Origin of the sequence: Sulfitobacter mediterraneus (genome assembly GCF_003054325.1) — a bacterium.
Taxonomy (GTDB): domain Bacteria; phylum Pseudomonadota; class Alphaproteobacteria; order Rhodobacterales; family Rhodobacteraceae; genus Sulfitobacter; species Sulfitobacter mediterraneus.
The window spans coordinates 98,933-124,698 of the sequence record NZ_QBKU01000011.1 but is presented as its reverse complement, the minus strand read 5'-3'; the positions used below and the strand labels follow the sequence as shown (position 1 = coordinate 124,698).

General features: G+C 58.4%; 23 protein-coding genes. 15 read left to right on the top strand and 8 right to left on the bottom strand.

The features are described 5' to 3' along the window. Positions 1-4: 4 nt before the first annotated feature. The 3 genes from C8N31_RS16765 to C8N31_RS16755 are packed head-to-tail and all read right to left on the bottom strand — an operon-like array spanning position 5 to position 3,073. The gene (locus C8N31_RS16765) at positions 5-904 is read right to left on the bottom strand and encodes a carbohydrate ABC transporter permease (RefSeq protein ID WP_025046706.1); all 900 of its coding nucleotides are present in this window, start codon (positions 902-904) and stop codon (positions 5-7) included. Continuing rightward, complete coding sequence (locus tag C8N31_RS16760; RefSeq protein WP_025046707.1) at positions 897-1,769, bottom strand: carbohydrate ABC transporter permease; 873 nt, start codon at positions 1,767-1,769, stop codon at positions 897-899. Before C8N31_RS16760 ends, C8N31_RS16765 begins: the two co-directional genes overlap by 8 nt. A gap of 59 nt (positions 1,770-1,828) precedes the next feature. Next, complete coding sequence (locus tag C8N31_RS16755; RefSeq protein ID WP_025046708.1) at positions 1,829-3,073, bottom strand: ABC transporter substrate-binding protein; 1,245 nt, start codon at positions 3,071-3,073, stop codon at positions 1,829-1,831. Between the two features lie 224 nt (positions 3,074-3,297). Here C8N31_RS16755 and C8N31_RS16750 point away from each other — a divergent pair, with 224 nt between their 5' ends. After that, entirely contained in the window at positions 3,298-4,035 is a 738-nt protein-coding gene (locus C8N31_RS16750; protein ID WP_025046709.1) for a response regulator transcription factor, read from the top strand. Further along, on the top strand, positions 4,032-5,480 hold the full coding sequence (locus C8N31_RS16745; RefSeq protein ID WP_025046710.1) for a sensor histidine kinase: 1,449 nt from the start codon (positions 4,032-4,034) through the stop codon (positions 5,478-5,480). The genes C8N31_RS16750 and C8N31_RS16745 overlap by 4 nt, the downstream gene beginning before the upstream one ends. Positions 5,481-5,485: 5 nt before the next feature. Here C8N31_RS16745 and C8N31_RS16740 read toward each other — a convergent pair whose 3' ends face one another. The 4 genes from C8N31_RS16740 to C8N31_RS16725 all read right to left on the bottom strand — a co-directional run bounded on the left by C8N31_RS16740 (position 5,486) and on the right by C8N31_RS16725 (position 9,042). Beyond that, positions 5,486-6,631: a M24 family metallopeptidase gene (locus tag C8N31_RS16740; RefSeq protein ID WP_025046711.1), complete on the bottom strand. Its 1,146-nt coding sequence runs from the start codon at positions 6,629-6,631 to the stop codon at positions 5,486-5,488. An 11-nt stretch (positions 6,632-6,642) separates the two neighbouring features. Further along, positions 6,643-7,779 (bottom strand): amidohydrolase, encoded by a 1,137-nt coding sequence (locus C8N31_RS16735; protein ID WP_025046712.1) that lies wholly within the window; start codon positions 7,777-7,779, stop codon positions 6,643-6,645. A gap of 66 nt (positions 7,780-7,845) precedes the next feature. Further along, entirely contained in the window at positions 7,846-8,358 is a 513-nt protein-coding gene (locus C8N31_RS16730; RefSeq protein WP_037917598.1) for a GFA family protein, read from the bottom strand. A gap of 87 nt (positions 8,359-8,445) precedes the next feature. Continuing rightward, positions 8,446-9,042 carry a LuxR C-terminal-related transcriptional regulator gene (locus C8N31_RS16725; protein ID WP_372439868.1) on the bottom strand — a complete coding sequence of 199 codons (597 nt, stop codon included), beginning with the start codon at positions 9,040-9,042 and terminating at the stop codon, positions 8,446-8,448. A 107-nt stretch (positions 9,043-9,149) separates the two neighbouring features. Between C8N31_RS16725 and C8N31_RS16720 the strand changes: the two genes are divergently transcribed. The 13 genes from C8N31_RS16720 (at position 9,150) to C8N31_RS16660 (ending at position 23,628) form a co-directional block, all read left to right on the top strand. Further along, entirely contained in the window at positions 9,150-10,346 is a 1,197-nt protein-coding gene (locus C8N31_RS16720; protein WP_025046715.1) for a substrate-binding domain-containing protein, read from the top strand. Positions 10,347-10,399: 53 nt separating this feature from the next. Continuing rightward, positions 10,400-11,167: an ABC transporter ATP-binding protein gene (locus C8N31_RS16715; RefSeq protein ID WP_025046716.1), complete on the top strand. Its 768-nt coding sequence runs from the start codon at positions 10,400-10,402 to the stop codon at positions 11,165-11,167. Further along, positions 11,164-11,868, top strand: a complete 705-nt coding sequence (locus C8N31_RS16710) for an ABC transporter ATP-binding protein (RefSeq protein ID WP_025046717.1) — start codon at positions 11,164-11,166, stop codon at positions 11,866-11,868. Before C8N31_RS16715 ends, C8N31_RS16710 begins: the two co-directional genes overlap by 4 nt. 9 nt (positions 11,869-11,877) lie before the next feature. After that, entirely contained in the window at positions 11,878-12,870 is a 993-nt protein-coding gene (locus C8N31_RS16705; RefSeq protein ID WP_025046718.1) for a branched-chain amino acid ABC transporter permease, read from the top strand. Position 12,871: 1 nt separating this feature from the next. Then, entirely contained in the window at positions 12,872-13,951 is a 1,080-nt protein-coding gene (locus tag C8N31_RS16700; protein WP_037917599.1) for a branched-chain amino acid ABC transporter permease, read from the top strand. Continuing rightward, positions 13,948-14,823 carry an alpha/beta fold hydrolase gene (locus C8N31_RS16695; protein ID WP_025046720.1) on the top strand — a complete coding sequence of 292 codons (876 nt, stop codon included), beginning with the start codon at positions 13,948-13,950 and terminating at the stop codon, positions 14,821-14,823. Before C8N31_RS16700 ends, C8N31_RS16695 begins: the two co-directional genes overlap by 4 nt. A 111-nt stretch (positions 14,824-14,934) precedes the next feature. Beyond that, positions 14,935-17,142, top strand: a complete 2,208-nt coding sequence (locus tag C8N31_RS16690; RefSeq protein ID WP_025046721.1) for a NosR/NirI family protein — start codon at positions 14,935-14,937, stop codon at positions 17,140-17,142. A 73-nt stretch (positions 17,143-17,215) separates the two neighbouring features. After that, positions 17,216-19,132, top strand: coding sequence for a TAT-dependent nitrous-oxide reductase (gene nosZ / locus C8N31_RS16685; protein ID WP_025046722.1), 1,917 nt, complete (start codon positions 17,216-17,218; stop codon positions 19,130-19,132). 11 nt (positions 19,133-19,143) lie between these two features. Next, positions 19,144-20,406: a nitrous oxide reductase family maturation protein NosD gene (locus C8N31_RS16680; RefSeq protein ID WP_037917602.1), complete on the top strand. Its 1,263-nt coding sequence runs from the start codon at positions 19,144-19,146 to the stop codon at positions 20,404-20,406. Then, the gene (locus C8N31_RS16675; RefSeq protein WP_025046724.1) at positions 20,403-21,305 is read left to right on the top strand and encodes an ABC transporter ATP-binding protein; all 903 of its coding nucleotides are present in this window, start codon (positions 20,403-20,405) and stop codon (positions 21,303-21,305) included. Before C8N31_RS16680 ends, C8N31_RS16675 begins: the two co-directional genes overlap by 4 nt. Beyond that, positions 21,302-22,132, top strand: coding sequence for an ABC transporter permease (locus C8N31_RS16670; RefSeq protein ID WP_025046725.1), 831 nt, complete (start codon positions 21,302-21,304; stop codon positions 22,130-22,132). The genes C8N31_RS16675 and C8N31_RS16670 overlap by 4 nt, the downstream gene beginning before the upstream one ends. Continuing rightward, on the top strand, positions 22,129-22,656 hold the full coding sequence (locus C8N31_RS16665) for a nitrous oxide reductase accessory protein NosL (RefSeq protein WP_197021492.1): 528 nt from the start codon (positions 22,129-22,131) through the stop codon (positions 22,654-22,656). The genes C8N31_RS16670 and C8N31_RS16665 overlap by 4 nt, the downstream gene beginning before the upstream one ends. Before the next feature lie 18 nt (positions 22,657-22,674). Continuing rightward, a complete protein-coding gene (locus tag C8N31_RS16660; RefSeq protein WP_025046727.1) occupies positions 22,675-23,628 on the top strand; it encodes an FAD:protein FMN transferase in 954 nt (317 codons plus the stop codon). Between the two features lie 3 nt (positions 23,629-23,631). On the opposite strand, the gene C8N31_RS16655 is transcribed toward C8N31_RS16660, so the two are convergent. Beyond that, on the bottom strand, positions 23,632-25,677 hold the full coding sequence (locus C8N31_RS16655; protein WP_025046728.1) for an NADH:flavin oxidoreductase: 2,046 nt from the start codon (positions 25,675-25,677) through the stop codon (positions 23,632-23,634). Between the last annotated feature and the right edge of the window lie 89 nt (positions 25,678-25,766).

The window sequence follows — 25,766 nt, the reverse complement described above, 5'->3', positions numbered from 1 at the left end:
GGGATTATCCTTTCACGGATCCGGCGGTCAGGCCGCGGACGAAATATTTGCCGGCAACGACATAGACAAGCAGGGTCGGCAGCGCAGCGATGATCGCGGCGGCCATATCAACGTTGTATTCTTTGACGCCGGTGGTGGAGTTGACGATGTTGTTCAGCGCGACCGTCACAGGCTGGGTTCCGGCCTGACTGAAGGACACACCAAACAGGAAATCATTCCAGATCTGGGTGAACTGCCAGATCACGGTGACAACGATGATCGGCAGCGAGAGCGGCAGGAAGATCGACCAGAAGATGCGAAAGAAACCCGCGCCGTCCACTTTCGCGGCTTTGGTCAGATCCGCCGGGATCGAGACGTAATAGTTTCGGAAAAACAAGGTGGTAAAGCCCAGGCCATAAATCACATGCACAAAGATCAAGCCCGGAATGGTACCGGCAATGCCCATCATCCCAAGCACCCGCGCCATCGGCAGCAGAACCACCTGAAACGGGATGAAGCAGCCAAACAGCATCAGCGAAAAGATGATATTGGCCCCGCGAAACCGCCATTGCGCCACGACATAGCCGTTCATCGCACCCAACAGGGTTGAAATGGCCACGCCGGGAATGGCGATCAGGACGGAGTTCCAGAAATAGGGCCGCACCCCTTCGCATTGGATACCGGTGCAGGCACCAGACCACGCGGTGCGCCAGGCGTCGAACGTGACCTCGCGGGGCAGGGAAATCAGATCCCCTGTGCGAATTTCATCAAGGCTTTTCAGTGAGGTGGTGATCATCACAAAAAGCGGCAGCAGGTAAAACAGCGCAAACAGGCACAGCAGCGTATAAAGCGACCAGCGCAGGGCAATTTTGCCGGTTTGGCTTTGCCCCGCAGGGGAGGCAGCGGAGACAGACAGATCAGCCATCTTTGGACCTCAATTCGGAATAAAGGTAGGGCACCACAATCGCAAACACGACCAGCATCATGATCATCGCAGAACTGGCCGCCTGACCGATATCGCCGCGCGAAAACGCCATGGCGTACATGTAGGTTGCGGGCAGATCGGTGGCATAGCCGGGGCCGCCGCCAGTGAGCGCGATAACCAGATCAAAGCTTTTGATTGCAAGGTGCGACAGCACGATAAACGCTGAGAGGAAAATCGGCGCCATCGATGGAATGATGATCGCGGTATAGACACGCCACGTGGGGATGCCATCGACCTGCGCGGCCTTAATGATCTCTTCGTCCACGGACCGCAGACCCGCGAGGAACAGCGCCATCACAAAGCCCGAGCTTTGCCAGATCGCGGCCAGCACAATCGTGTAAATCGCCATATCTGGATCAACCAACCAGTCAAAGGTAAAGTCCTCAAACCCCCAACCCCGCACCATGGCCTGAAGACCCAGACCGGGATTCAAAATCCATTTCCATGCGGTGCCGGTGACAATCATCGAAAGCGCCATTGGATATAGGTAAATCGTACGGATCGCGCCTTCGGTACGGATGTTCTGATCCAGCAAGATCGCAAGCACCAAACCAAGGATCATTGCGATCACGATGAACAGGGTGCCAAATATAAACAGATTGCCAAAGGCCGTGTCCCAGCGCGGCGATGCAAACAGCCGGTCATACTGGATAAACCCTTCGATCTCGTATTTGGGCAACAGCCGCGAGCGCGTCATCGAAACCCATGCTGTCCAGGCGATAAAGCCGTAGACGAACACAAGGATGGCAATGAAAGAGGGCGCCAGCACCAGTTTGGGTGTGTTTTCTTCAAGCCATTTTGTCATGAACTTTATCCCCCCGGAAAATCTGCCGCCCCGGCCAATTGGCGGGGCGGCAGCGTGGCTTACATGCTGTTTGCGACAGCGTCTGCCAACATCTGAACCGCATCCGCAGAGGACATGTCAGAGTTGAAATGCGCCGTCACAACATCGGTAATGGCACCGGCCTGTGCGCCGCGCAGGGCCATGCCGTGCGCATAGCTGGGCAACAGTGATCCGTTGTCAGAGCTGGCCGCCATATCTGCCGCAGACAGAACCGCGCAGCTGTCAAATTCGTCGAGCGGTACGTCGGTGCGTGCAGGGATCGAGCCCTTGTTCAGGTTGAACACCTTTTGGAAGTTTTTGCCGACAACCAACTCAGCCAGCAGGGCCTGACCGGCCTGCTTGTCTGCACCGCCCACTTCGAACATGGCAAAGCTGTCAACGTTGTAGAGGAACCCATCGCCGGGGGTCGAGGCGCAGAGGAAGTCCTCGCCGGGCGCTTTACCCGCTGCCATAAATTCGCCCTTGGCCCAGTCGCCCATGATCTGAAACGCCGCCTCGCCGTTCATCACCATGGCGGTGGCCAGGTTCCAGTCGCGGCCCGAGAAGTTCGGATCAACATAACCGCGCATTTTGCGCATCTGGTCAAAGGTGGCGACCATCGCGTCAGAGGTCAGCGTGTCTTTGTCCAGTTCCACAAAAGCCTTGTGGAAACCTTCGGCGCCCAGAATGCCAAGCGCGACCGCTTCAAAAACCGTGGCGTCCTGCCAGGCCTGACCACCATGTGCCAATGGAATGATACCTGCCGCTTGCAACTTGTCTGCGGCGGCGTTGAACGCCTCCCAGCTGGTTGGCATTTCGATGCCGTTGGCCTCAAGCACGTTGGCGTTGGCCCAGATCCAATCCACGCGGTGAACATTCACCGGCGCCGCACACCAGCTGCCCTCGCATTTCATGTGGCCCGCAATAGAGGCTGGCAGAACGGCCTCCCAATTGTTGGCCTCGGCGACGGCTGAGATATCGGCCAGCACGCCTTCTTCGTACCATTCCTGAATGGCGGGGCCCTTCAATTGAACAGCGGTGGGCGCATTGCCCGACAGAACCCGCGCCCGAAGCGCGGTCATTGCGGCATCACCGCCGCCGCCTGCCACTGGCATGTCCGTCCAGGTGCCACCATTTGCGGCAAACTCTTCTTGCAACACGGCGACGGATTTGGCCTCGCCGCCGGATGTCCAGTAATGCAGCACTTCGGCTTGCGGTTCGGCAAAGGCCGCGCCGGATGTGCCCAGTGCGACACCGCAGGCAATGCTCAAAGCATAGGATTTCATGTGTGTTTCCTCCCAGAATTATCCGCAAAAGCGGTCATGATGGCGCAAGTCTGTGGGATGGGCCGCCCGCCATGCAATCCACTTATAGCGGCGCCGGGCCCGGAAATGGCAATTAAACAGCAGCGCCGTTACCGGTTGTTACATAGCCCTCGATTTTGTTGCATTGTGTTACATGAATTGCATCACCGGCGGCCAGAACGGCCCGCCCCAAAGGAGAGACCCAGGTGACAATCCCCCGGATTCTTGTGGTTGATGACGACCAGGACGTGCGCCAGATGGTGACGCAATTCCTGCGCCAGAACGGTGCGATGGCCCTGCCTGCGGGGACAGAGGCGGACGTGCGCAAACATCTGGATGGCGGGCGGGTGGATCTGATCTTGCTCGACGTGATGCTGGGCGATGAAAACGGACTTGAGATCTGTGCGCGGCTGCGCAGTGAACAGGATGTGCCGATCATCATGGTCTCGGCCCTGTCTGCCGATCATCAGCGCATGGAAGGCTATGAGGTTGGCGCGGATGATTACATTGCCAAACCCTTCAACCCCGATCTGTTGCTGGCGCGGGTCAAGGCGGTCCTGTCGCGGGCGCGGCGGTCTTCGTCGCTGGTTCATCGGCGCAACACCAAGACATTTGAATTTCACGGCTGGGTCTACAACGCCAAACGCGGTGAGGTCCTGTCGCCCGCGGGCATTCAGGTCACCCTGTCCCGGCGCGAGTTGGCTTTGTTGCAAACGCTGGTGGCCAATCCACATATCCCCCTCACCCGAGAGGAAATCGCCGCCGCGCTGGATGTGACGGGCGATACCGGACAAACAGCGGATGCAACGGGCCGTGCCATTGATGTGCTGGTCGGGCGGCTGCGTTCCAAGATTGAGAAAAACCCCAAAGATCCGCAAATCCTGCGCACCGAACGCGGGGTCGGCTATGTCTTTTCCGCAGACGTCACGGTGCAGGACCAGTGAAAGCCCTGCACAGCCTCCGCGCGATCGTCAGCGCCTTGGTGCTGGCGGCCTTTGTGGCGGCGGCGGTCGCGGTTGGCCTGTGGATGCAATCGACCCAAAACTGGAAATCCCATCTGGCGCAGGCGCAACTGGCGGGCACAACCCTTTATTATGCGATGCAAAACGGCACCGCGCCGCCCGAAGGTGTCCGCGTCACGCCCTTGTCAGCGGTGGATCAAACCCACGCAGAGGCCGGAGCCTTTCACCAGATCAGTGGTGCACCCAATGGAGCGCGGATCACCAATGTGCCGATCCTTGCAGATGCCCTGAACCGCACAACCAGCAAGCCACTGACTTTGGCGATCCTGTCGCCCGATCTGACCTACCGTTTGGCCGGACTGCCGCACCGCGACGGGCAAACTGCGGCGGAAACCACTGGGGCGGTGCTGCGGCTTTTGGCTTCTTATTGCAGCGATCCTGTGGTGGTGGCCCAGATGGGCCAAGCGCCATGGGTGCGGATTGACGGTGCGCTGGTCTGGGGTTGCGACGCGGCGCCCGTTGACCTGCGCCTGCCTGCGGTTCTCTTTGCCATCGTCGCTTTTGGCATTTTGATCACCATCGCGCTCAATCAATCCAGCGATTTTGCCCGTTTTGCTGCACAGTTGCGCGACCGCCGCCGGGTGGGCGGGCCAGCCAGCTATGATCTGCCCGGCCCGCAAGAGCTTCAGGATATCGTCGCGGCGGTGAACAGCTATCTTGAGGCGGAACGGGCGCATCTGGCCAATCGTGCGGCAGTCTTGTCGGGGGTCAGTCACGATCTAGGCACCCCTGCCACCCGCCTGCGCCTGCGCACCGCGCTGATCGGCGATGCAGACCTGCGCGGTAAGTTGGACGCGGATATCGACAGCATGACAGGCATGATCGAAAGCGTTCTGACCTACACCCGCGCCGAGATGAACGTGGAAGAGCCGCGCAAGCTATCGCTCAATGCGCTGATTGATGCGGTTGTGACGGATTATCAGGACATGGGCCGCGCGGTCAGTTTCCGCGCGGCGCAAGACGTGGTGATGCAGGGGGGCGGATCGGTGTTCATGTCCCGGCAGGGCCAAAGTGTGATGGCGGGGGACCGGCAGATCACCGTCACCGGCCGGCCTATTGCCCTGCAACGCGCGATGGCCAATCTGATCGACAATGCGCTGAAATACGGACGGCGTGCGACCGTTTCGCTTGAGGCAGACGCAGGCAGCGCCACGATCATCGTTGAGGACGAAGGATCAGACAGTTCCGCCAAGGACATCGAGGCCTTGCTGGCCCCGTTTCAACGGGGTGAGAATACCGCGACGATTGATGGCTACGGCCTTGGCCTGACCATCGTGGCCACTATCGCCCATTTGCACGGAGGCACATTGTCGTTTGAGGACACCGCCGTCGGGGTCTCCGCGCGACTGCTGATCAAACGCGGGTAGGGGGCTTACAACACCACATCGTCAAGCGCTTTGGAATGATCCGTGATCTGTTCATACCCGTCTTCGGTGATGATGAAACTGTCGCCGACCTGCGCCCGGAAATGATCGGTGTTCACTGACCCGTCCACGGCCAGAACCATCCCCGGTTGCAAGACAGTGGTGTCACCCGTCACCAGTTGCGGATGTTCCAGATAGCTGAACCCCGTCGCCCGCCCGCAGCGGAAGGGATACTCATATCCCGCTGTCTGGATCACCTCGGCATAGGCGGCATGCACGCTTTGTGCTGTTACGCCGGGGCGCAATACCTTCAAGGCAGCCTGCTGGCTGGCCACGGCAACATCGTAGATCGGAAGCTGTCGTTCATCTGCAACTTCGCCAATCCAGAAGGTCCGGTCAAAGCCCAGCTTGAAGCGGTGAAAATTGGTCATCCCGCAAAAACACAGAAACACCGGCTCCCCCCGCCGCATCACACGGGTCGAGGCGCGGTGGTGGGTTTTGGTGATCTGATCCCCCGACGCCATGATCTGTAGAAAATGGGTGTTGGGTGACATGTCGGCATCGTCATAATGCGCCGCCAGCAGTTCCGCTGCTGCCCTTGTGCCCGCCTGCGATGTGGCAATGGCCACCTCGTATTCCGGTACACCATCGCCAATGGCATCGCGCCCCGCGCGCATCATCGCATTGGCCACTTGGCCTGCGTGGCGGGCCAGCTGCAATTCCGCTGGGGATTTGATCATGCGCATTTCTGACAGGATCGGAGTGGCATCCACAACCTCTTGCGGACCTGTGATGTCATCCACAAACTTGCGCACAGAGGGCGGCATATGCGCGGTTTCAACCGCAATCTTGCGCCCCTCCTTCAAAACGGCCGGAAGCTCTGCCCGCCATTCGTCTCCGGCGCCATCGTTCCAAGGGGCGATCCGATCGACCTGCGCGGCACTTTGCGCCGCCACATAATCAATAATCGGAGTGATCAGAACACTTGGCCCATCGCGTGGGATGATCAAAATGGTCGGCCTACCAAATTCCATATGCAGATAGTCGTAATAACCGGTGAGGTAATACACGCTGTCATCATCAGTGATCAGCGCCACATCCACGCCCGCCTCGGCCATCTTTGTGCGAAAGGTCTCAAGGTTGCGTTGGAACATCTGCTTTCCTTTCAGGTTTGGGTGGGCAGGCGATCTTGTACAAGTTGCGTCCAAAAGGCCGCGCCAATGTGCGACAAATCGTCGTTGAAATCGTAATCCGAGGCATGCAGCGGGCGGCCATTTGCGCCTTCAGTTCCATTGCCCAACAACAAAAAGCACCCCGGAATGGCGGCGCTGAAATGGGCAAAATCTTCGGAAAAGCTCATTGGTTCACGGTCGCCAATCACTTCCAGACCGCGGGTTTGCCCGGCACTCAAAACGGCCTCCACTGGTTCGGGCGCATTGACCGTTTCGATAAATTCGGTGTTGAACGATACCGCGACCTCAACCCCATGCGCCGCGCCGATGCCATTGGCGATCTGATCCATCAGGGATGCAACGGCTTTTCTGTCTTCGCCGGACCGCGCCCGCACGTCCCCCTTTAGAACCGCAGGTCCGGGCAGCACGTTGCGTTGGCCATCGGTCAGAAACTCGGTCACCGAAACCACGACACCGGCGCCGGGTGCCAATTTGCGCGAGACGATGGTTTGCAGCGCCAGCACGATCTCTGATCCGATGGTGATACTGTCACGGCCCGCTTGCGGCATCGACGCATGACCGCCCTGACCGTTGATAGTGATTTCAAACAGGCTTTCGCTGGAACAGATCAACCCCGGACGGGTGGACAATTGCCCAAGCGGCGCACCGGGCAGATTGTGGATGGCGTAGACTTCCTGCACCGGAAACCGTTCTAGCACGCCTTCGTTGATCATGGCCTTGGCGCCGAGCCCGTGTTCCTCATTGGGCTGAAAGATAAACACCACTGTTCCGTCAAAATGACCGGTCACGGCCAGTTCCGCCGCCGCACCCAAAAGCATCGTCATATGGCCGTCATGGCCGCAGGCATGCATCGTTCCGGGTGATTGCGAGGGGTAGTCATGCATGCTGGTCTCAAGAATGGGCAGGGCATCCATATCGGCCCGCAGGGCGATGGCGCGATTGCCGGTGCCGCGTTTCAGGATGCCAATAATGCCCGCGCCGCGATGCACCTCGATTCCGAGATCCGTCAAAATCTCGGCCACTTTGTCCTTGGTTTGGTCTTCTTCGAACCCCAGTTCGGGATTGCGGTGAAAGTGGTGCCGCAATTGGCGCAGTTCTGCTGGCGTCATGGCATGCCTTTCCTGCAGTGTCCGGCGCAAGCCTAACCGCAGGATAGGCAGCTGGGGAAGCGTAAACTAGGGGGCTGGGGTGCCTGCAATCTCGTGCAACACTGCCCGACGAACAAGGCTTTCGGGGGACCATACATCTTTGATAACGAAATATTCCTCAAAGGCAGGTGCATCCTGCGGCAACACCACCCAAGGCTGTTTTGTCGAGGTGAAAATATGGACATCGGGCGGAAAGGCGTCGGGGTTATCAAGCGTGCCAACCCGAATGAACCGAACCAATTGCCCCAAGCCGCCGCGCATTGCCAGATACTTGGTCCAAAGCGTGACCTGACACTGAGGACACTTTGAAAACAACTGTCCGATGCCGCTTTGCGAGGGTACCAAAATTTCGGCGACATCACCCTTGGTGACGGTCACGCGGTCCGCTTCGATCAATGCATTCACCGCAAAGGCGCCACCACTTTCGCGCTGGCACCAGCGGCAGTGGCAACCATGCACGATCATGGGGGTGCTGCTGATTTCATAACGGACATGCCCGCAGGCGCATCCCCCTTCAAAGGGGCCATTCGGTTCGGTCATAATGTAATCCTCAAAAACTGTTGTTTCTCACGCGGGTATCACGGCATGAGACAATGAGGTGAGCCTAGGCCAAGTGGCCAGCTGTGCCTAGCGCCCGACCACGTGAACAGAATCCACCTCACCCAGCGATTGCAGCAGGCTGCTGGTGTTGGCGACGCCGAATTTCTTGAGCAGCTTGGCGCGGTAGATCTCCACCGTTCTGTAGGAAATATCGAGTTTCAGCGCGATCTCTTTGCTGGTCAGCCCCAGCGCCAGAAAAGACACGATCTCGCGTTCGCGGCGGGTCAGTGGTTTGTAGGGGCGCACCTCGGACAGATCCGCAAAACTCCACACCGCGCGGCCCAAGGGCGCGTCCGGGGTAAAGGAATGTCCGCGCACCCGGCACCAGAACAGACTGCCATCCTTGCGGGCCATGATCCGTTCGTCCCAATAGTGATTGGTGGTCTGCAACTCTTTGACACCGCGATCACGGATGTTGGCAAACTCTTCATCCGAGGGGTAAAGCACGGCAAAAACCTGATCGCGCAAGTCTTTGATTTCATAACCAAACATCTGCGCAAACGCATGGTTGCAATCGCGGATCACGCGGTTCTCCGTGACCACAAGACCCACAGGCGCATAGAGGTAGGCAAGCTCTGCAAACTGCCCGTCACGAAAGCTGTCGTCTATACGTGTTTCCACAATATTGCGCCCAATCCCGTGACCTGAAACATTTCTACTTACAGAAAGTAAGGGACCGATCACATGGGCGCAATGCCCGCGTGGGATGGGTCACTGTAGGGAGAGAGAAAATGAAATTATTCACACGGCGGCTTGGGGCCGCCTTGTTTGGTCTGGCTATCGCGACCACGGCGCAAGCCGAAGATCCGGTCAAGATCGCGCTGGTGCATGGCATTTCGGGCCACTCGTTTGAGGTGTTCTCAAAGCAGGCTCAAACCGGGTTTGAGCTGGGCATCGAATATGCCACTGGCGGCACAAATATGGTCAAAGGCCATCCGATAGAGATCATTCACAAGGACACGCAGTTCAAACCGGACGTGGCCCGCGCCGTGCTGGCCGAAGCTTATGGTGATGATGAGGTCTTGCTGGCGGTTGGCGCGACATCCTCTGGTGTAACCAAGGGATTGCTGCCGATTGCGGAGGAATATGAGCGCATCTTGATCATTGAACCCGCTGTTGCCGACAGCCTGACCGGGCCAGACAGCAACCGCTATGTGTTCAAAACCTCGCGGAACTCATCGATGGACATGCAGGCGCAGGCTTTGGCGTTGGCACCCGATGAAAACCTCTTTGTGGCGACCTTGGCCGAAGACTATGCCTTTGGCCGCGACGGGATTGCCGCATTCAAGACGGCGCTGGACGGATCGGGCGCGACCATCGTGACCGAAGAATACACCCCGCAAGGCACCACAGATTTCACTGCCGCAACGGAACGCATGTTCAACGCGCTGAAAGACAAGGAAGGCCGCAAGGTTATCTTGATCTATGTGGCGGGCGGCGGCGATCCGATGGGCAAAATCCTGGCCATGCAGCCAGAACGCCATGGCATCGAGATTTCCACAGGCGGCCACATCTTGCCGGTCTTGCCGACCTACAAACGGGCACCGGGCATGGAAGGCGCGATCTACTATTACTATGAGATGCCCAAGAACCCGGTGAATGAATGGTTGGTGACCACCCATCAGGAACGTTTCGACGGCCCGCCTGATTTCTTCACCGCAGGTGGCATGGCGGCGGCACTGGCCGTGGTCAAAGCGCTGGAAACAGCCGAAGAATGGGAAACCGAGGCCCTGATCACCGCGATGGAGGGGATGAGCTGGGAAACACCCAAAGGCACCATGACCTTCCGTCCCGAAGACCATCAGGCGCTGCAATCCATGTACCACTTCAAGATCCGGGTGGATGATGACGTGGCGTGGGCGATCCCTGATCTGGTGCGCGAGATTACCGCCGAAGAGATGAACATCCCCATCGGGCGCAACAATTAAACCCAATGCATCCGGCCCCTTTGCCGGGGCCGGACAGCCACCGGATAGAATTCATGACAGTGCAACCTTCCTTGGAAACGCGTGATCTGAAGATCCGCTTTGGCGGCCATGTGGCCGTGAACGCGGTCTCTTGCGCCTTTCACCCCGGCGAATTGACCGTGATTGTTGGCCCAAACGGCGCGGGCAAGACGACCTATTTCAATCTGATCTCGGGACAGCTGGCCGCGTCGCAGGGGCAGGTCATCAAATCCGGCACCGACCTGACGCGTATGTCGCCCTCTGCACGGGCGCAGCGCGGCATTGGCCGCGCGTTTCAGCTGACCAATCTGTTTCCGCAATTGTCGGTGCTTGAGAACATCCGTCTTGCCGTGCAGGCGCGCTCCGGCGACGGCTGGCGGATTTTGCGGCAGGTGGCGGGCCTCACAGATCTGGCAGAACAAGCCGAGCATTACCTTGAAGCCGCCAAGTTGAGCGGGGTCGCGCATCTGCCAGCCGCGGCCTTGCCCCACGGCGATCAGCGCAAGCTGGAGGTGGCGCTCTTGATGGCGATGGAGCCGGATATCTATATGTTTGATGAACCCACCGCGGGCATGTCTCTTGATCATGCGCCGGATGTGCTGGACCTGATTGCAGGCATCAAGAAAGACACCAGCAAAACCGTGCTTTTGGTGGAACACAAGATGGATGTTGTGCGCAGCCTCGCCGACCGGATTATTGTTCTGCACAACGGGGAACTGCTTGCGGATGGTGCGCCAGATACGGTGATGTCCAGCGACATTGTGCGCGATGTCTACCTTGGCAAATCGGCGGTGCCCGCATGAGCCTTTTGTCCCTCAATTCAATGAAAACCAACATCGGCCAATATGCCGTGTTGCATGACGTGACCCTTGAGGTGCCGGAGGGAGGCGTGTTTGTCCTGCTGGGCCGCAATGGCGCGGGCAAGACGACCACGCTGCGTTCAATCATGGGCCTGTGGCAGCCTTCACCGGGGTCGGTGCTGTTCAACGGCCAGGATATCACCGCGATGCACACCGCGGATATCGCCCGGCTGGATATCGCGTTTGTGCCTGAAAACATGGGCGTTTTTGGCGGGCTGACGGTTGAAGAGAACCTAATCCTTGCCACCGCCAAAGGCCGCTTTGATCCCGCACGCCTGAAACGCATTTATGAGCTGTTCCCGGCACTTGAGACCTTTTGGACCAAGCAGGCATGGGCGCTGTCAGGCGGGCAGAAACAAATGCTGGCCGTGGCCCGCGCAATAATCGAGCCGCGTGCATTGATCCTGATTGACGAGCCGACCAAGGGGCTGGCGCCCGCGATTGTGGATGCGATGGCCGATGCCTTTCGCGAGATCGCGCAGACCACGACAATCCTGCTGGTCGAACAGAACTTTGAATTTGCCAAATCGCTGGGCCGCGACATGGCGGTGATTGACGATGGCCGGATTGCCCACAGCGGCACGATGGCCGATTTCGCCGCAGATACGGCGCTGCAAGACCGGCTGTTGAGCCTGTCAGCCTGAGGAAGAATGATGCAACAGATAAACGATTTTGCAGGCCGATTAGGCGGGGTTTACCTGCTGCCTGTGGTGGTGGCGGCGCTGGCCTTTGTGATGATCGGTGCGCCGTCGTCTTGGGTGACGCTTACCGTGGCCGGACTGGCGATGGGCATGATGATTTTCCTGATGGCCTCGGGCTTGTCACTGGTGTTTGGCCTGATGGATGTGCTGAACTTCGGTCATTCGGCCTTTGTCAGCTTTGGCGCATTTATCGCGGCCAGTGTGCTGGCATGGCTCTCTGGCTGGTTGGAGGCGGACGCGGTCTCGCTCAATATTGCCGCATTGTTTCTGGCCTTTGGTGCAGCGATCCTTTTTGGGCTGGTGGCCGGATGGTTCTTTGAAACCGTGATCGTCAAACCGGTCTACAAGGATCACCTGCGCCAGATCCTGATCACCATGGGGGCGCTCATCGTGGCCGAGCAGATGATCTTGGCGATCTGGGGCGGCACACCCGTGTCCGTGCCGCGCCCCGAATTTCTGGAAGGCTCACTGCTGATCGGGGACATCACGATCGAGATTTACCGGATCTTTGCCTTTCTGCTGGGGCTGGGGGTCTATGCCGCGCTGTATCTGACGCTGAACCGCACACGCATCGGCTTGCTGATCCGCGCCGGCGTGGAAAACCGTGAAATGGTTGAGGCACTGGGTTTTCGCGTGGACCGGCTTTTTGTGGCGGTGTTCATGCTTGGCTCTGCTCTCGCGGCCTTGGGCGGCGCGATGTGGGCGGGCTATGAAACGCTGATCACGCCTGCGCTGGGCGCGGAGATGATGATCGTGGTCTTTATCGTGGTGATCATTGGCGGTCTGGGCTCGATCCAAGGCACTTTGCTGGGCGCGATCATGGTGGGGCTGATGGCCAACTACATCGGATATCTCGCGCCCAAGCTGGCACTGGCGTCGAACATGATCCTGATGGTGGCTATCCTTTTGTGGCGGCCCAATGGCCTGAAACCGGCGGTGAAATAAGATGAACGCGTTGTCTCAAACCACCAGCGGCACCAAGGCCGTAAAAGCCGCGGTTTTGTTGATCTTTGCCCTGTTGCTGTTTGCGCCCTTTCTGTTTCAGGACGTTCGGGCGCTGGAAGTTGCGGCGCGTGTTTGTGTGTTTATCGTGCTGGTCGCCAGCTATGACCTGCTGATCGGGTATACCGGGATCGTCAGTTTTGCCCATACGATGTTTTTCGGCTTTGGCGCTTATGGTGCTGCGATCAGCCTCAAACAGATGGGTCCGGGGTGGGATGCTGTTGTGGTCGGTGCCTTGGCCGGGATGGGGGTCTCACTGATTGTGGCGGTTGCGATTGGCCTGCTGTCCCTGCGGGTCAAGGCGATCTTCTTTGCGATGATCACCCTTGCCACGGCCAGCGTGGCGCTGGTTCTGGCCTCACAGCTGAGCGATTTTACCGGCGGCGAGGATGGGATCACCTATCGCGCACCGGCGTTGTTCAAGACAGCGACCAAACTGATGCTGGATGAAAACGGCAAGGTGCTGCGGGTGTTTGGAGTCAAGATCAACGGCAAACTGGCGGCCTATTATTTTGTGTTCTTCAGCTGTCTTGCCCTGTTTGTGGTGATGCTGCGCATGGTCGGCTCACCGCTTGGCACCGTCCTCAAAGCGATCCGAGAAAACGAAGCGCGCGCCGAGGCGATTGGCTACCGTGTGGTCAGTTACCGGACCTTTGTGTTCTGTATTGCCGCGCTGGTGGCGTCGCTGGCGGGTACGATCTATGCGATCTGGCTCAAATACACCGGGCCGGACACCGCGCTGAGCTTTGCGATCATGATCGACATCCTGTTGATGGTGGTGATCGGCGGCATGGGCACGATGTGGGGTGCAGTGATCGGTGCAACGATGCTGGTGCTGGCGCAATATTACCTGCGCGATCTGATGGGAGCGGCGGCCAAGGCCACAGTGGATATCCCGATCCTGCCGCATGTGCTGGACCCTGATCGCTGGCTGTTCTGGTTGGGCATCATCTTTATCCTGCTGGTCTATTTCTTTCCAAAGGGCATTGCCGGCACGGTGATGGCCAAAGGGGCCCCTCGGTGAGCCAGTGGTCACAGCCACGCCATGCCTTTGTGCCTGTGCTGGGTCATGAGATCTATGTCGCGGAGTGGGGCGACCGATCCGCGCCGCCGCTGGTGATGTGGCACGGGCTGGCCCGCACGAGCCGCGATTTTGATGAACTGGCGACAGAGCTGGCCCGCGATCATTTTGTGATTTGCCCCGACACCATTGGCCGCGGGCAATCCAGTTGGTCGCAACATCCCGAAGCCGAATACTCAATCAAACACTACACCCAGATCGCGCTGGGCTTGATGGAGCATTACGGGATGGAACAAGCGGGCTGGTTTGGCACCTCAATGGGCGGTTTGATCGGAATGCGCATTGCATCCGGGCCAATGGCGGACCGGCTGAACTATCTGGTTATCAACGACATCGGCCCCGAAGTTCCGCAACCGGCCATAGATCGGATATTGGCCTATGCTGCCGAGTTGCCCTGCTTTGACACTGTCGCAGAGGCGGATCGTTGGCTGAGGGCCACCTACGCCCCCTTTGGCGTGGCGGAGGACGCATTCTGGCAACGCATGGCCGCGACATCGCTCAGGCGAAAAGGCAACGGCAAGCTGACTTTGCATTATGACCCTAAGATTCTTGTGCAATTCACGGCCTCGGCCAAAGAATTGCTGTCTTGGGACCGTTATGACCGGATTGCGTTGCCCATGCATGTGATTCAGGGCGCAGCATCTGACATCCTGCCGCCGCAAATCCTACAGCGCATGTGCGCCAACGGTCCGCGCCCGACAGTGACCACGGTGCAGGGCTGCGGTCATGCGCCAAACCTTTCGATGCCCACCGATGTCCGCTTTGTCCGCGAGGTTATTTCCACATTGGAAGTCGATTGTTCCACGTCGGGCTGAAGCCAATTGTTGCCAATCCCTTGATGTGGATCAACGTGGCCCCACCGCAAAGCCATTAGACCGACGTTCAGAAAAGCGGCTGTCGAGCCGTCTGAGCAAAGGAAAAATGACATGGCGGGTTGCAAGAACTGGGGCAGGGCAATCATTGGTATGATCGGCCCGGTCTTGCTGTGTTTGATGGTCCTGGCCGGGACCGCACAAAGTGATCCGATTGTCGAAAAGTTCATTCCCAAAGTCCCCATCGACGAGTTGGTGCCGGGGGCAGATGCCTATGGGCCCATGCACGCGGATCTGCCGGTCTTGCCTGCGCAAAAGGACGGGAAAACAATTGGTTATGTTTTTCTGACTTCGGATTTTGTGACCACGACAGGCTATTCGGGCAAGCCCATTCATGTGCTGATGGGGGTGGACAACGACGCCAAGGTCACGGGTGTGAACCTTGTCAAACACTCCGAACCTATCGTTTTGATCGGCATCCCTAATTCCAAAATCAAGGCCGTGACCGAAAGCTATAAGGGCATGGATCTGACCGAAGAAGCCGCGAGCGGTGGCAGCGCGCATGAGCTGGATATCGTGTCGGGGGCCACGGTGACGATCATGGTCATCGACGATTCCATCGTGCGGGCAGGCATCAAGGTGGCGCGGCAGCTGGGCCTTGGCGGTTTGCAACCGACCGTACGCAACAGTGGCCCGCAAAAGACCATCAAGCGGCCAGACGGTGCCGAGGCGCCGGTCTCCGATTGGCAGACTCTTGATGGGGATGGCTCCATCCGGACGCTGCGACTGGACGTGGGACAGGTCAATCAGGCCTTTATCGACAGCGGCGATGCCCGCGCCATCGCGCGGCCCGACAAGGGTGCGCCAGAAGACACCTTTATCGAGATGCACGTCGCCTTGGCCAGTGCACCGGAAATCGGGCGCACGCTTTTGGGTGATGATGAATATGCGAACTTGCAAGACTGGCTGGAGGAAGGCGAAGAGGCGATCCTTGTGCTGGGCCGGGGCAAATATTCGTTCAAAGGATCGGGCTATGTGCGCGGCGGCATTTTTGACCGGATACAACTGATCCAGCAGGACAATTCTGCGCGGTTCTTTGACAAACAGCAACGCCGCCTTGGACGGCTGGCCCCTGATGGCGCGCCATCCTTCACCGAGCTGGACATCTTCAAGATACCTGCTGATATCGAATTTGATCCGGCAGAGCCCTTTCGCCTGCAACTGCTGGTGCAGCGGGCCGTGGGGGCAATTGACAAGACCTTTATCACTTTCGATCTGGGCTACCGTCTGCCGGACCGATACCTCGAAGTGGTGACCCCGGCGGCGGCCCCCACAGATACCACATCCGCTGCGGCGACAAGCGATCCGGATGAACTGAGCCATCTGTGGCTGCGCATCTGGGAGCAAAAGCAGATCGAAGTGGCACTGCTGGTGGCGGCCATTGGGGTGCTGACGGTGGTGTTCTTTTTCCAGATGCAGGTTACCCGCAATGCACGGTTTGCCTATTGGTTCCGCATCGGGTTTCTCAGCTTTACCCTGATCGTTCTGGGCTGGTATTCTAACGCGCAATTGTCCGTGGTGAATGTTCTGGCGTTTTTTGCAGCTGTAACGGCAGATTTCTCATGGTCCGCGTTCCTGATGGATCCGCTGGTATTTATTCTGTGGTTCTCGGTGGCGGCATCGCTATTGTTCTGGGGCAGGGGCGTTTTTTGCGGATGGCTCTGCCCGTTTGGAGCGTTGCAGGAACTGTCGAACAAGATCGCGCGGTTCTTCAAGGTGCCGCAGATCACCGTACCATGGGGCCTGCATGAGCGGCTTTGGCCGATCAAATACATGATCTTTCTGGGGCTCTTTGGCCTGTCGCTTTATTCGCTTGAGATTGCTGAACGTTACGCCGAGGTGGAGCCGTTCAAGACCGCGATCATCCTGAAATTCCAACGCTCATGGCCCTATGTTCTGTTTGCCGTGGCACTGCTTGGGGCGGGGCTGTTTATCGAACGGTTTTATTGCCGCTACCTGTGCCCGCTGGGCGCCGCGCTGGCGATACCGGGGCGTCTGCGGATGTTTGACTGGCTGAAACGGTACAAGGAATGCGGCAGCCCCTGCCAGCGTTGTGCCAAGGAATGCATGGTGCAAGCCATTCATCCTGAAGGAAATATCAATCCAAACGAATGCCATCAGTGCCTGCACTGTCAGGTTCTATATCAAAGTGAAAAGGATTGTCCTGTCTGCATCAAGAAGGCCGTGCGCCGGGCGCGGGACAAGGCGAACCATCCAAATGCATTTGTTGTCCCAGATCAAAGACAGAAAGAATCGACCTAGGTACTCAGTCCTTAATGTTACCGAATCTCGGAAACATATTCAAGATTTAATATCTGAAAAAAGGAAGAGAGTTATGTCTGCTGAAGAAACCCGGAAAAAAGGCTTCTCGCGGCGCGGTGTGCTGACAGCGGGGGCCGCTGCTGCTGCTGGTGCCGGTCTGGCGTCCGGCTTCGTCCCTGGGTCTGCCAAGCCTGCTGCGGCGGCTGGTGCGTCCAAAGTGAACCTCGCCCCCGGCGAGTTGGACCCGTATTACGGCTTCTGGTCGTCCGGCCAGACGGGTGAAGTGCGCATTCTCGGCTTTCCTTCCATGCGCGAATTGATGCGTATTCCGGTGTTCAACCGTTGCTCGGCCACTGGCTGGGGCCAGACCAACGAGAGCCTGAAGATCCTGACCGAAGGCTTGATGCCCGAAACCAAGGAATTTCTGGCCGCCAAGGGCATGAAAACCTACGATAACGGCGATTTGCACCACCCACATATGTCCTTCACCGACGGCACCTATGATGGCCGCTATCTGTTTGCCAACGACAAGGCCAACACCCGCGTGGCGCGTATCCGCTGTGACGTGATGAAATGCGACAAGATCATCGAGATCCCGAATGCCCAAGACATCCACGGCATGCGTCCGCAAAAATATCCGCGCACCGGCTACGTCTTTGCCAATGGCGAACACGAAGTGCCACTGGTCAATGACGGTCAGATCCTGAACGAGCCCGAGAAATACGTGAACATCTTCACCGCCATTGATGGTGACGAGATGAAAGTGGCCTGGCAGGTGATCGTCAGCGGCAACCTTGATAACACCGATTGTGACTATCAGGGCAAATACGCGTTCTCGACCAGCTATAACTCCGAAATGGGCATGACGCTGGCTGACATGACCGAAGCCGAGATGGATCACGTGGTTGTCTTCAACCTCAAGGCCATCGAAGAGGGTGTCAAAGCGGGCGATGTTCAGATGCTGAACGGTGTGCCTGTTGTGGATGGCCGCAAAGGTCAGAACAAGAAATACACCCGCTATATCCCGATCCCGAACAGCCCGCATGGTGTGAACACCGCGCCAGACAAACGCCACGTGGTGATCAACGGTAAACTGTCCCCGACAGTGTCGATCATCGACGTTGAAAAACTGGATGCGCTGTTCGAAAGCGATATCGATCCACGGTCCTGCATCGTCGGCGAGCCAGAGCTGGGCCTTGGCCCACTTCACACCGCCTATGACGGCAAAGGCAACGCCTTTACCACGCTGTTCCTCGACAGCCAGGTTGTGAAATGGAACATCGACAAAGCCATCCGCGCCTTTGCGGGCGAAGATGTCGATCCGATCATCTCCAAAGTGGACGTGCATTATCAGCCGGGCCACAACTCCACCTCGATGGGCGAAACCGCCGAAGCGGATGGCGAATGGCTGATTTCGATGAACAAGTTCTCAAAGGACCGGTTCATCAATGTAGGTCCGTTGAAGCCAGAGAACGAACAGCTGATCGATATTGCCTCGGGTGATGAGATGTCTGTTGTGCATGATGGCCCCACTTTTGCCGAGCCGCACGATTCTATCATCGTTCGCTCTGACATTGTGAAGCCTGTGAATGTCTGGGATCGTGCTGATCCGGTCTTTGCCGATGCGGTCAAGCAAGCTGCGGCTGATGGTGTGGATCTGGAATCCGACGATGTGGTGATCCGCGATGGCAACAAAGTGCGGGTCTATATGACATCTGTCGCGCCGCAGTTCGGGCTTGAGGAATTCACCGTCAAACAAGGCGATGAAGTCACCGTTTATGTGACCAACCTCGATGATGTGGACGACGTGACCCACGGCTTTTGCCTGTCCAACCACGGCATCGCGATGGAGGTTGCACCACAAGCAACATCGTCGGTGACCTTCGTGGCCAACCGTCCGGGCGTTCACTGGTTCTATTGCCAGTGGTTCTGCCATGCGCTGCACATGGAAATGCGCGGCCGGATGTTTGTTGAACCACGGGCAAGCTAAGGCAGCCTAAAATGAAACGGATGGCCCTCGTCCTTACAAGCGCTCTGTGTCTGGCGCTGCCGGTGTCTGCCTTTGCGGCAGATATTCCGGTGGCACCGGGGCAGGGCAGCTTGGCCGGGGCCATCCGAACCGCTGACGCCGGGGACCGGCTGATCTTGCAGGCCGGCACCTATGGCGGCGGCGTAACATTGGATCAAACGCTGTCTATCATCGGACAGAACGGAACAGAGGTGATCGGTCCCGATGAGGGGTCTGTGATCACCGTGAACGCGCCGGACGTAACCATCTCTGGCCTGACCATTCGCGGTTCCGGGTCGGACCACCAGAACATCGACAGCGGCGTACAACTGACCAAAAAGGCCAAGGGCGCCCAGATCATCGACAACCGTTTTGAGGGCAACCTTTACGGGGTGGATGTGCACGGCGCCAAAAACGCGCTGGTCGAGAACAACACAATCATTGGCCGCCGCGACCGCCTGATGAACCGCCGCGGCAACGGAATTTATATCTGGAATGCGCCGGGCACAAAGGTGGTCGGCAATTCCGTTCGCTATGGGCGGGATGGTATTTTTGTGAACTCCAGCCGCAAAAACGTGTTTTCGTACAACCGGTTCGAGGATCTGCGCTTTGCGGTGCATTACATGTATGCGGACAACACCGAAGTGACTGGCAATGTCTCGATCGGCAATCACCTCGGCTTTGCCATCATGTTCAGCACACGGGTCAAAGTGATCGGCAACACCTCTATTCGTGACCGCGATCACGGTATCATGCTGAACTACGCCAACTCCTCGGTGATCAAAGGCAACATTGTCCGCGAAGGCGGAGAAAAGTGCCTGTTCATGTACAACGCCAACAAAAACAAACTGCTTAATAACACCTTTGAAAAATGCCAAATCGGTATCCATTTCACCGCCGGTTCTGACCGCAACACAATTGCCGGAAACGCCTTTGTCGGCAGCAAGACGCAGGTCAAATACGTGGGCACCAAAGATCACACATGGACTGGCAACTACTGGAGCGATCACAGCGCATATGACGTCAACGGCGACGGCATCGCAGATCAGGCCTTTCGTCCCAACGATGCGATGGATCACATCTTGTGGACGCAACCCTCGGCCAAGTTGCTGCTGGGCAGTCCTGCGATCCAGTTGATCCGCTGGGCGCAAAAAGAATTTCCGGCGCTTTTGCCGGGCGGCGTGGTCGATGACGCCCCCTTGATGAACGCGCCACAGGCGCTTGCCCCCCTCGCAAAACAGGCCTCCCTCAAATGACCTCCTTGCTCAATATTTCCAACGTTTCCATGTGCTTTGCGCATCGGGACGTGCTGTCAGATGTCTCCTTTGATGTCGCACCGGGTGAACGGGCGGCCCTGCTGGGCCACAATGGCGCGGGTAAAACCACGCTCTTTCGCATCATTTTGGGATTCTTGAACCCCAGCGCAGGGCAGATCACGGTAAACGGCGCTGTGCCCGGCACGGCTGCGGCCCGCAACGCGGTGTCCTACCTGCCAGAAAGCGTGTCATTCCCCAAGCTTTTGACAGGCCGGGAAACCGTCGCCTTCTATGCCAAGCTGAAGGGCGTTGCGCCTGCTGCGGTGGATCAGGTGTTGGCGGATGTGGACCTGACGGATGCCGCAGATCAACGGTGCGGCACCTATTCCAAAGGCATGCGCCAGCGGCTTGGCCTTGCGCAGGCGATGCTGGGCGATCCCAAACTGCTTTTGCTGGATGAGCCAACCTCGGGCTTGGACCCATTGGCGCGGCAAAGGTTCTACCACCTGATTTCAAAAATGGCGGAACGGGGCACAGCGGTGCTGCTGTCCTCTCATGGTCTCAGCGAGATCGAAGCGCGCACGGACCGCGTCGCCATCCTGCGCAAAGGCAAGCTGGTGGCGGATGCCCCCCTGACCGATCTGCAACATTCGGCGAACCTGCCGCTGCGCATTCGGGTACAGGCCGACACGGCCCATGTCGATACAGTGCATCAGCAGATGGGCGGCCAGCGGATCAACGGTGCCACGGTCGAACTGGAATGCCGTTATCCTGAAAAGATGCAGCGGCTGTCGGCCATCTCGGCCCTTGGACCCGCGGTGCGGGATGTCGAGGTGTATCCGCCAAGCCTGGACGACATTTACCGCCATTATTCGGCCGGCAAGGAGACAAAACAATGAGCGGCCTGATCGCCATCGCCCGGAACGAAGTGCGCATCGGAATGCGCAACAAATGGATCATGTTGGCCACAGCGATCTTGCTGGTGTTCGCGCTGTTGCTGGTGCTTCTTGGCTCTGGCCCCGCCACATCCAGCAGCACGGACGGATTGACGATCATCTCCGCCAGCCTCGCCACCCTGTCGGTCTATCTGGTGCCGCTGATCGCATTGCTACTGTCATTTGACGCGATTGCCGGTGAAATTGATCGTGGGACTTTGCAACTGACCCTTGCCAGTCCGGTCAGCCGCGCGGCGGTGGTGCTGGGCAAGTTTCTGGGCCATGTCATAGTGTTGTCCATTGCGGTGATGATTGGCTATGGCCTGGCCGGGCTGTGCGCCTTTGTTGCCATCGAAAACGTCGCCGCCGAAGGCGTGTTGGATCTTGCACGGGTGGTCGGCACAAGCATTGCATTGGGCGCAACATTTGTTGCCATCGGATATGTCGCCAGCGCTTGCGTGCGCCAAACCGGCACGGCGGCGGCTTTGGCCATTGCGATCTGGCTTTTTGCGGTGGTGCTGTATGATATGGCGCTGCTGGGCGGCTTGCTGGCCGATCCCGAAGGGGTCTTTGCCACCGATCTGTTTCCCTATCTTTTGGTGGCCAATCCGGCGGACGCGTTCCGCCTGTTTAACCTCACAGCTCTGGATGCCGCTGGCGCCAGCACCGGTTTTGCGGCAGGCGGTGACGTTCTGCCCTTCGCGCCGCAGCTTGCCATTGCCAGCCCGTTTATCTGGATCGCCGTCACGCTTTGGCTCACGGTTGTGATGATGCAAAGGATCAAACCATGAGACAGCATTTGAAACTGGCCGCATTGGCCGTCTGTGCCTGTGCCGCCCTCGTGGGCTGCAAGCAAGAGCAAGCGGCCGAACGCCCCGTCGCCATCGCCATGACGGAAGAGGCGGTTGGCCACTATTGCAACATGACCATTCTGGAGCATACAGGCCCCAAAGCGCAGATCCATCTCAAGGGCATCCCGTTCCCGATCTGGTTCTCGCAGGTGCGTGACGCCATCGCCTTTACACGCTTGCCCGAAGAAACGCAGGAACCCGTGGCGATCTACGTCAACGACATGGGCCGCGCGGCAGATTGGGATTTTCCCGCAGACGACACCTGGATCGACCTTTATGAGGCGTTCTTTGTGATCGAAAGCACCCGTACCGGCAGCATGGGCGCGCCCGAAGCCGTGCCGTTCAGCACGCAAGCCGCCGCAAATGATTTTGCCCAGACCCATGGCGGCCGTGTGCTGCAACTCAATCAAATCCCGGATGACTATGTGCTGGGCCCGGTTGAGCTGGATTTTCAGGATTCTTAAGACAGAAGGACGCAGGCCATGACTGTTTCACGCCGCCGATTTATCGCAATCACCGCTGGTTTTGCGTTGGCCTCAGGACAGGCCAGTGCCGCCCAAGCCACGGCGGATTGGCAAGGCGTTGCATTGGGCGCGAGGGTGCAGCTGCGGCTGGTCGGGCTTGATCAAGACCATGCCGCGCATCTGATTGATATCACCCGCAATGAGCTGCTGCGCCTGGAAAAACTCTTTAGCCTTTATCAACCCGGCAGCGCCTTGTCGCAGTTGAACGCCGAGGGACGTTTGCAAGCGCCGCCGCCTGAAATGTTGGAACTCTTGGGGCAGGTCGGGGCGATCCACCGCGCCACGGATGGCCTTTTTGACCCCACCATTCAAACGCTCTGGACCGCCTATGCCAATGCCAACGGCACGCCCACACCGGACACAATTGTGGCCGCCCATGCCAAGATCGGCTGGGAAAAAGTTCGCTTTGGCGCGGGCGAAATCTCCTTTGATCAAGAGGGCATGCAACTGACCCTCAATGGCATCGCGCAGGGCTATATCACCGACCGCATCACCGCATTGCTGCGCAGCAATGGCGTCACAGATGCCGTGGTCGATATGGGTGAGGTTTCTGCCATGGGGCAGGGGCCGGACCAGAAACCGTGGCGCATTGGGCTGGCTGAGAAAAGTGATCAACCGGCGGCGCAGTCTATCCAGCTGAGCAATAAATCGGTGGCAACATCTGCCCCGCAGGGCATGACAATCGCCGGACAGGCCAGCCATATTCTAGATCCCAGAACCGGCAATCCCGCCCCGCAGTATTGGAGCCGTGTCAGCGTGATCCATCCATCCGCAGCGATTGCCGATGGGCTCTCAACCGCCGCGAGCCTGATGCAGGCCGATCAAATGCGCAGTTGTATCAAAGGCTTCGCTTGCGTTGACATTATCGCCGCCGGGCCGGAGGGGCGTCAGCTGCGCCTGCGTGTGACCTGAAGTTCAGATATCCTTCACCAACCTTAACGCGTCATAGATCGCCGCGTGGGTGTTGCGGGCTGACACAGCATCGCCAATCCGAAACAGTTGAAACTGCCCCTCTGGGTTGGCTGTGATCCCTTGCGGTTGCCCCGCGATCAGCGCGTCATAGTCCACCGCGCCACCGTTGGAGGACAGCGGTTTGAGGTCGAAATATAGATCATCCAAGGGCAACGTGCCGTAGTTCAGCACCACCTGATCAAAGTCTTTCTCATAGGTGTGGTCTGAGTAATCCGTCCCGATGGTTGCCCGCATTTTGTTCCCCGCAGGGGCCACATCGACCAAGCGGCGCGTGACGGTAAAGGTCACATCCTTGTCCTGAAGGCTACGCATATAGGGCACAAGGTTCATGCCCATCACCTCGGGGGCAAAGCTACGATCGGGGGTCATGATCTCAACCTTCGCGCCACTTTGTGCGGCAACCTCGGCGGCTTGCAGCGCAGGGTGATCGCCGCTTTCGTCATAGATCAGGATATGCCCTGCAGGTTTCACATCGCCCGAGATCAGATCCCAACTGGTGATCACATGCGGGGCCTCGCGTCCGGTTTCAAACAGCTCGGTGTTGGGAAGGCCGCCCGTGGCAACAATCACCACATCGGGGTTCAGCGCAATGACATCCGCCGTCTCCGCCCAAGTGTTAAAGTGGAAGGTTACATCACGCGCCGCGCATTGCGCCATGCGCCAATCAATGATGCCGATCATCTCGCGCCGCCGATGCGACTGCGCGGTCAGCCGGATTTGTCCGCCGGGATCTGCGGCGGCCTCAAACACCGTCACCTGATGACCGCGCATCGCTGCCACCCGGGCGGCTTCCAATCCGGCAGGGCCAGACCCGATGATCACCACCTTGCGCGGCTGCGGCGCAGGGGCAATATCTTGCGGCATGGTCAATTCGCGGCCCGTCGCGGCATTGTGGATACACAGGGCTTCACCCGCCTGATAAATCCTGTCCAGACAATAGGTTGCCCCGACACAGGGGCGAATGTCATCCTCGCGCCCTTCGGTGATTTTGCGCACAATATGCGGGTCCGCCATGTGGGCGCGGGTCATGCCGACCATGTCCAAAAGGCCGGAAGCCACCGCATGCCGCGCGGTGGCCACATCGGGAATGCGGGCGGCATGAAAGGTCGGCATGCCGGTTGCCGCTTTGACCGCTCCGGCAAAATCCAGATGCGGGGCGCTTTGCATGCCCTGAACCGGGATGATGTCGGTCATCGCGGGATCGGTATGAATGCGCCCCCGGATCACATTTAGGAAATCCACCTGACCGCTGTCTGCGAGGCGTTTGGAAATCTCAAGGCCTTCCTCCGGAGAGATCCCGCCCGACTGCGCCTCATCAGCGGTATAGCGCAGGCCCACGATGAACTCAGACCCGACGCGTTTGCGGATCGCGTCCAGCACATCCATCGGAAACCGCATCCGGTTTTCCAACGTATCGGCGCCATATGGGCCGGTCAGATTATTTGTCAGTGGCGACCAAAACTGATCCAGAAGATGGCCGTAGACCTGTAATTCGATCCCATCCATGCCACCGTCTTTCATCCGCTCGGCGGCATCGGCAAAATCTGCGATGATCCGGTCAATATCCCAATCTTCCAACAGCTTGGGAAAGGACCGATGCGCGGGTTCGCGGTGTTTGGAGGACGACACAGAAGGCAGCCAATCACCCTTGTTCCACCCCGTGCGCCGCCCCAGATGGGTCAGTTGGATCATCACCGCGCAGCCATGTTCATGCACCGCATCTGTCAGGTTGCGCACCCATGGCACCACGTCATCGCGGTAAGCCAGAATATTGTTGAACACCGGTGGGCTGTCCCGGCTCACGGTGGCGGATCCGGCGGTCATCGCAAGCGCCACCCCGGCTTTGGCCCGCTCTGCATGATAGGCGGCATAGCGGTCCTTTGGCATGCCGTCCTCGGGATAGGCTGGTTCATGTGCCGTGGTCATGATCCGGTTTTTCAGCGTCAGGTGTTTGAGCTGAAAAGGCTGGAGCAGGGGATCTTTTGACATGAGCCTCACCATCGGAATGCGCGGCCCTTATAGCGGCCATTTGTGATCAAGCTTAGCCCCCAACCCAAGCTTTCGGAAAACAAAAAGCG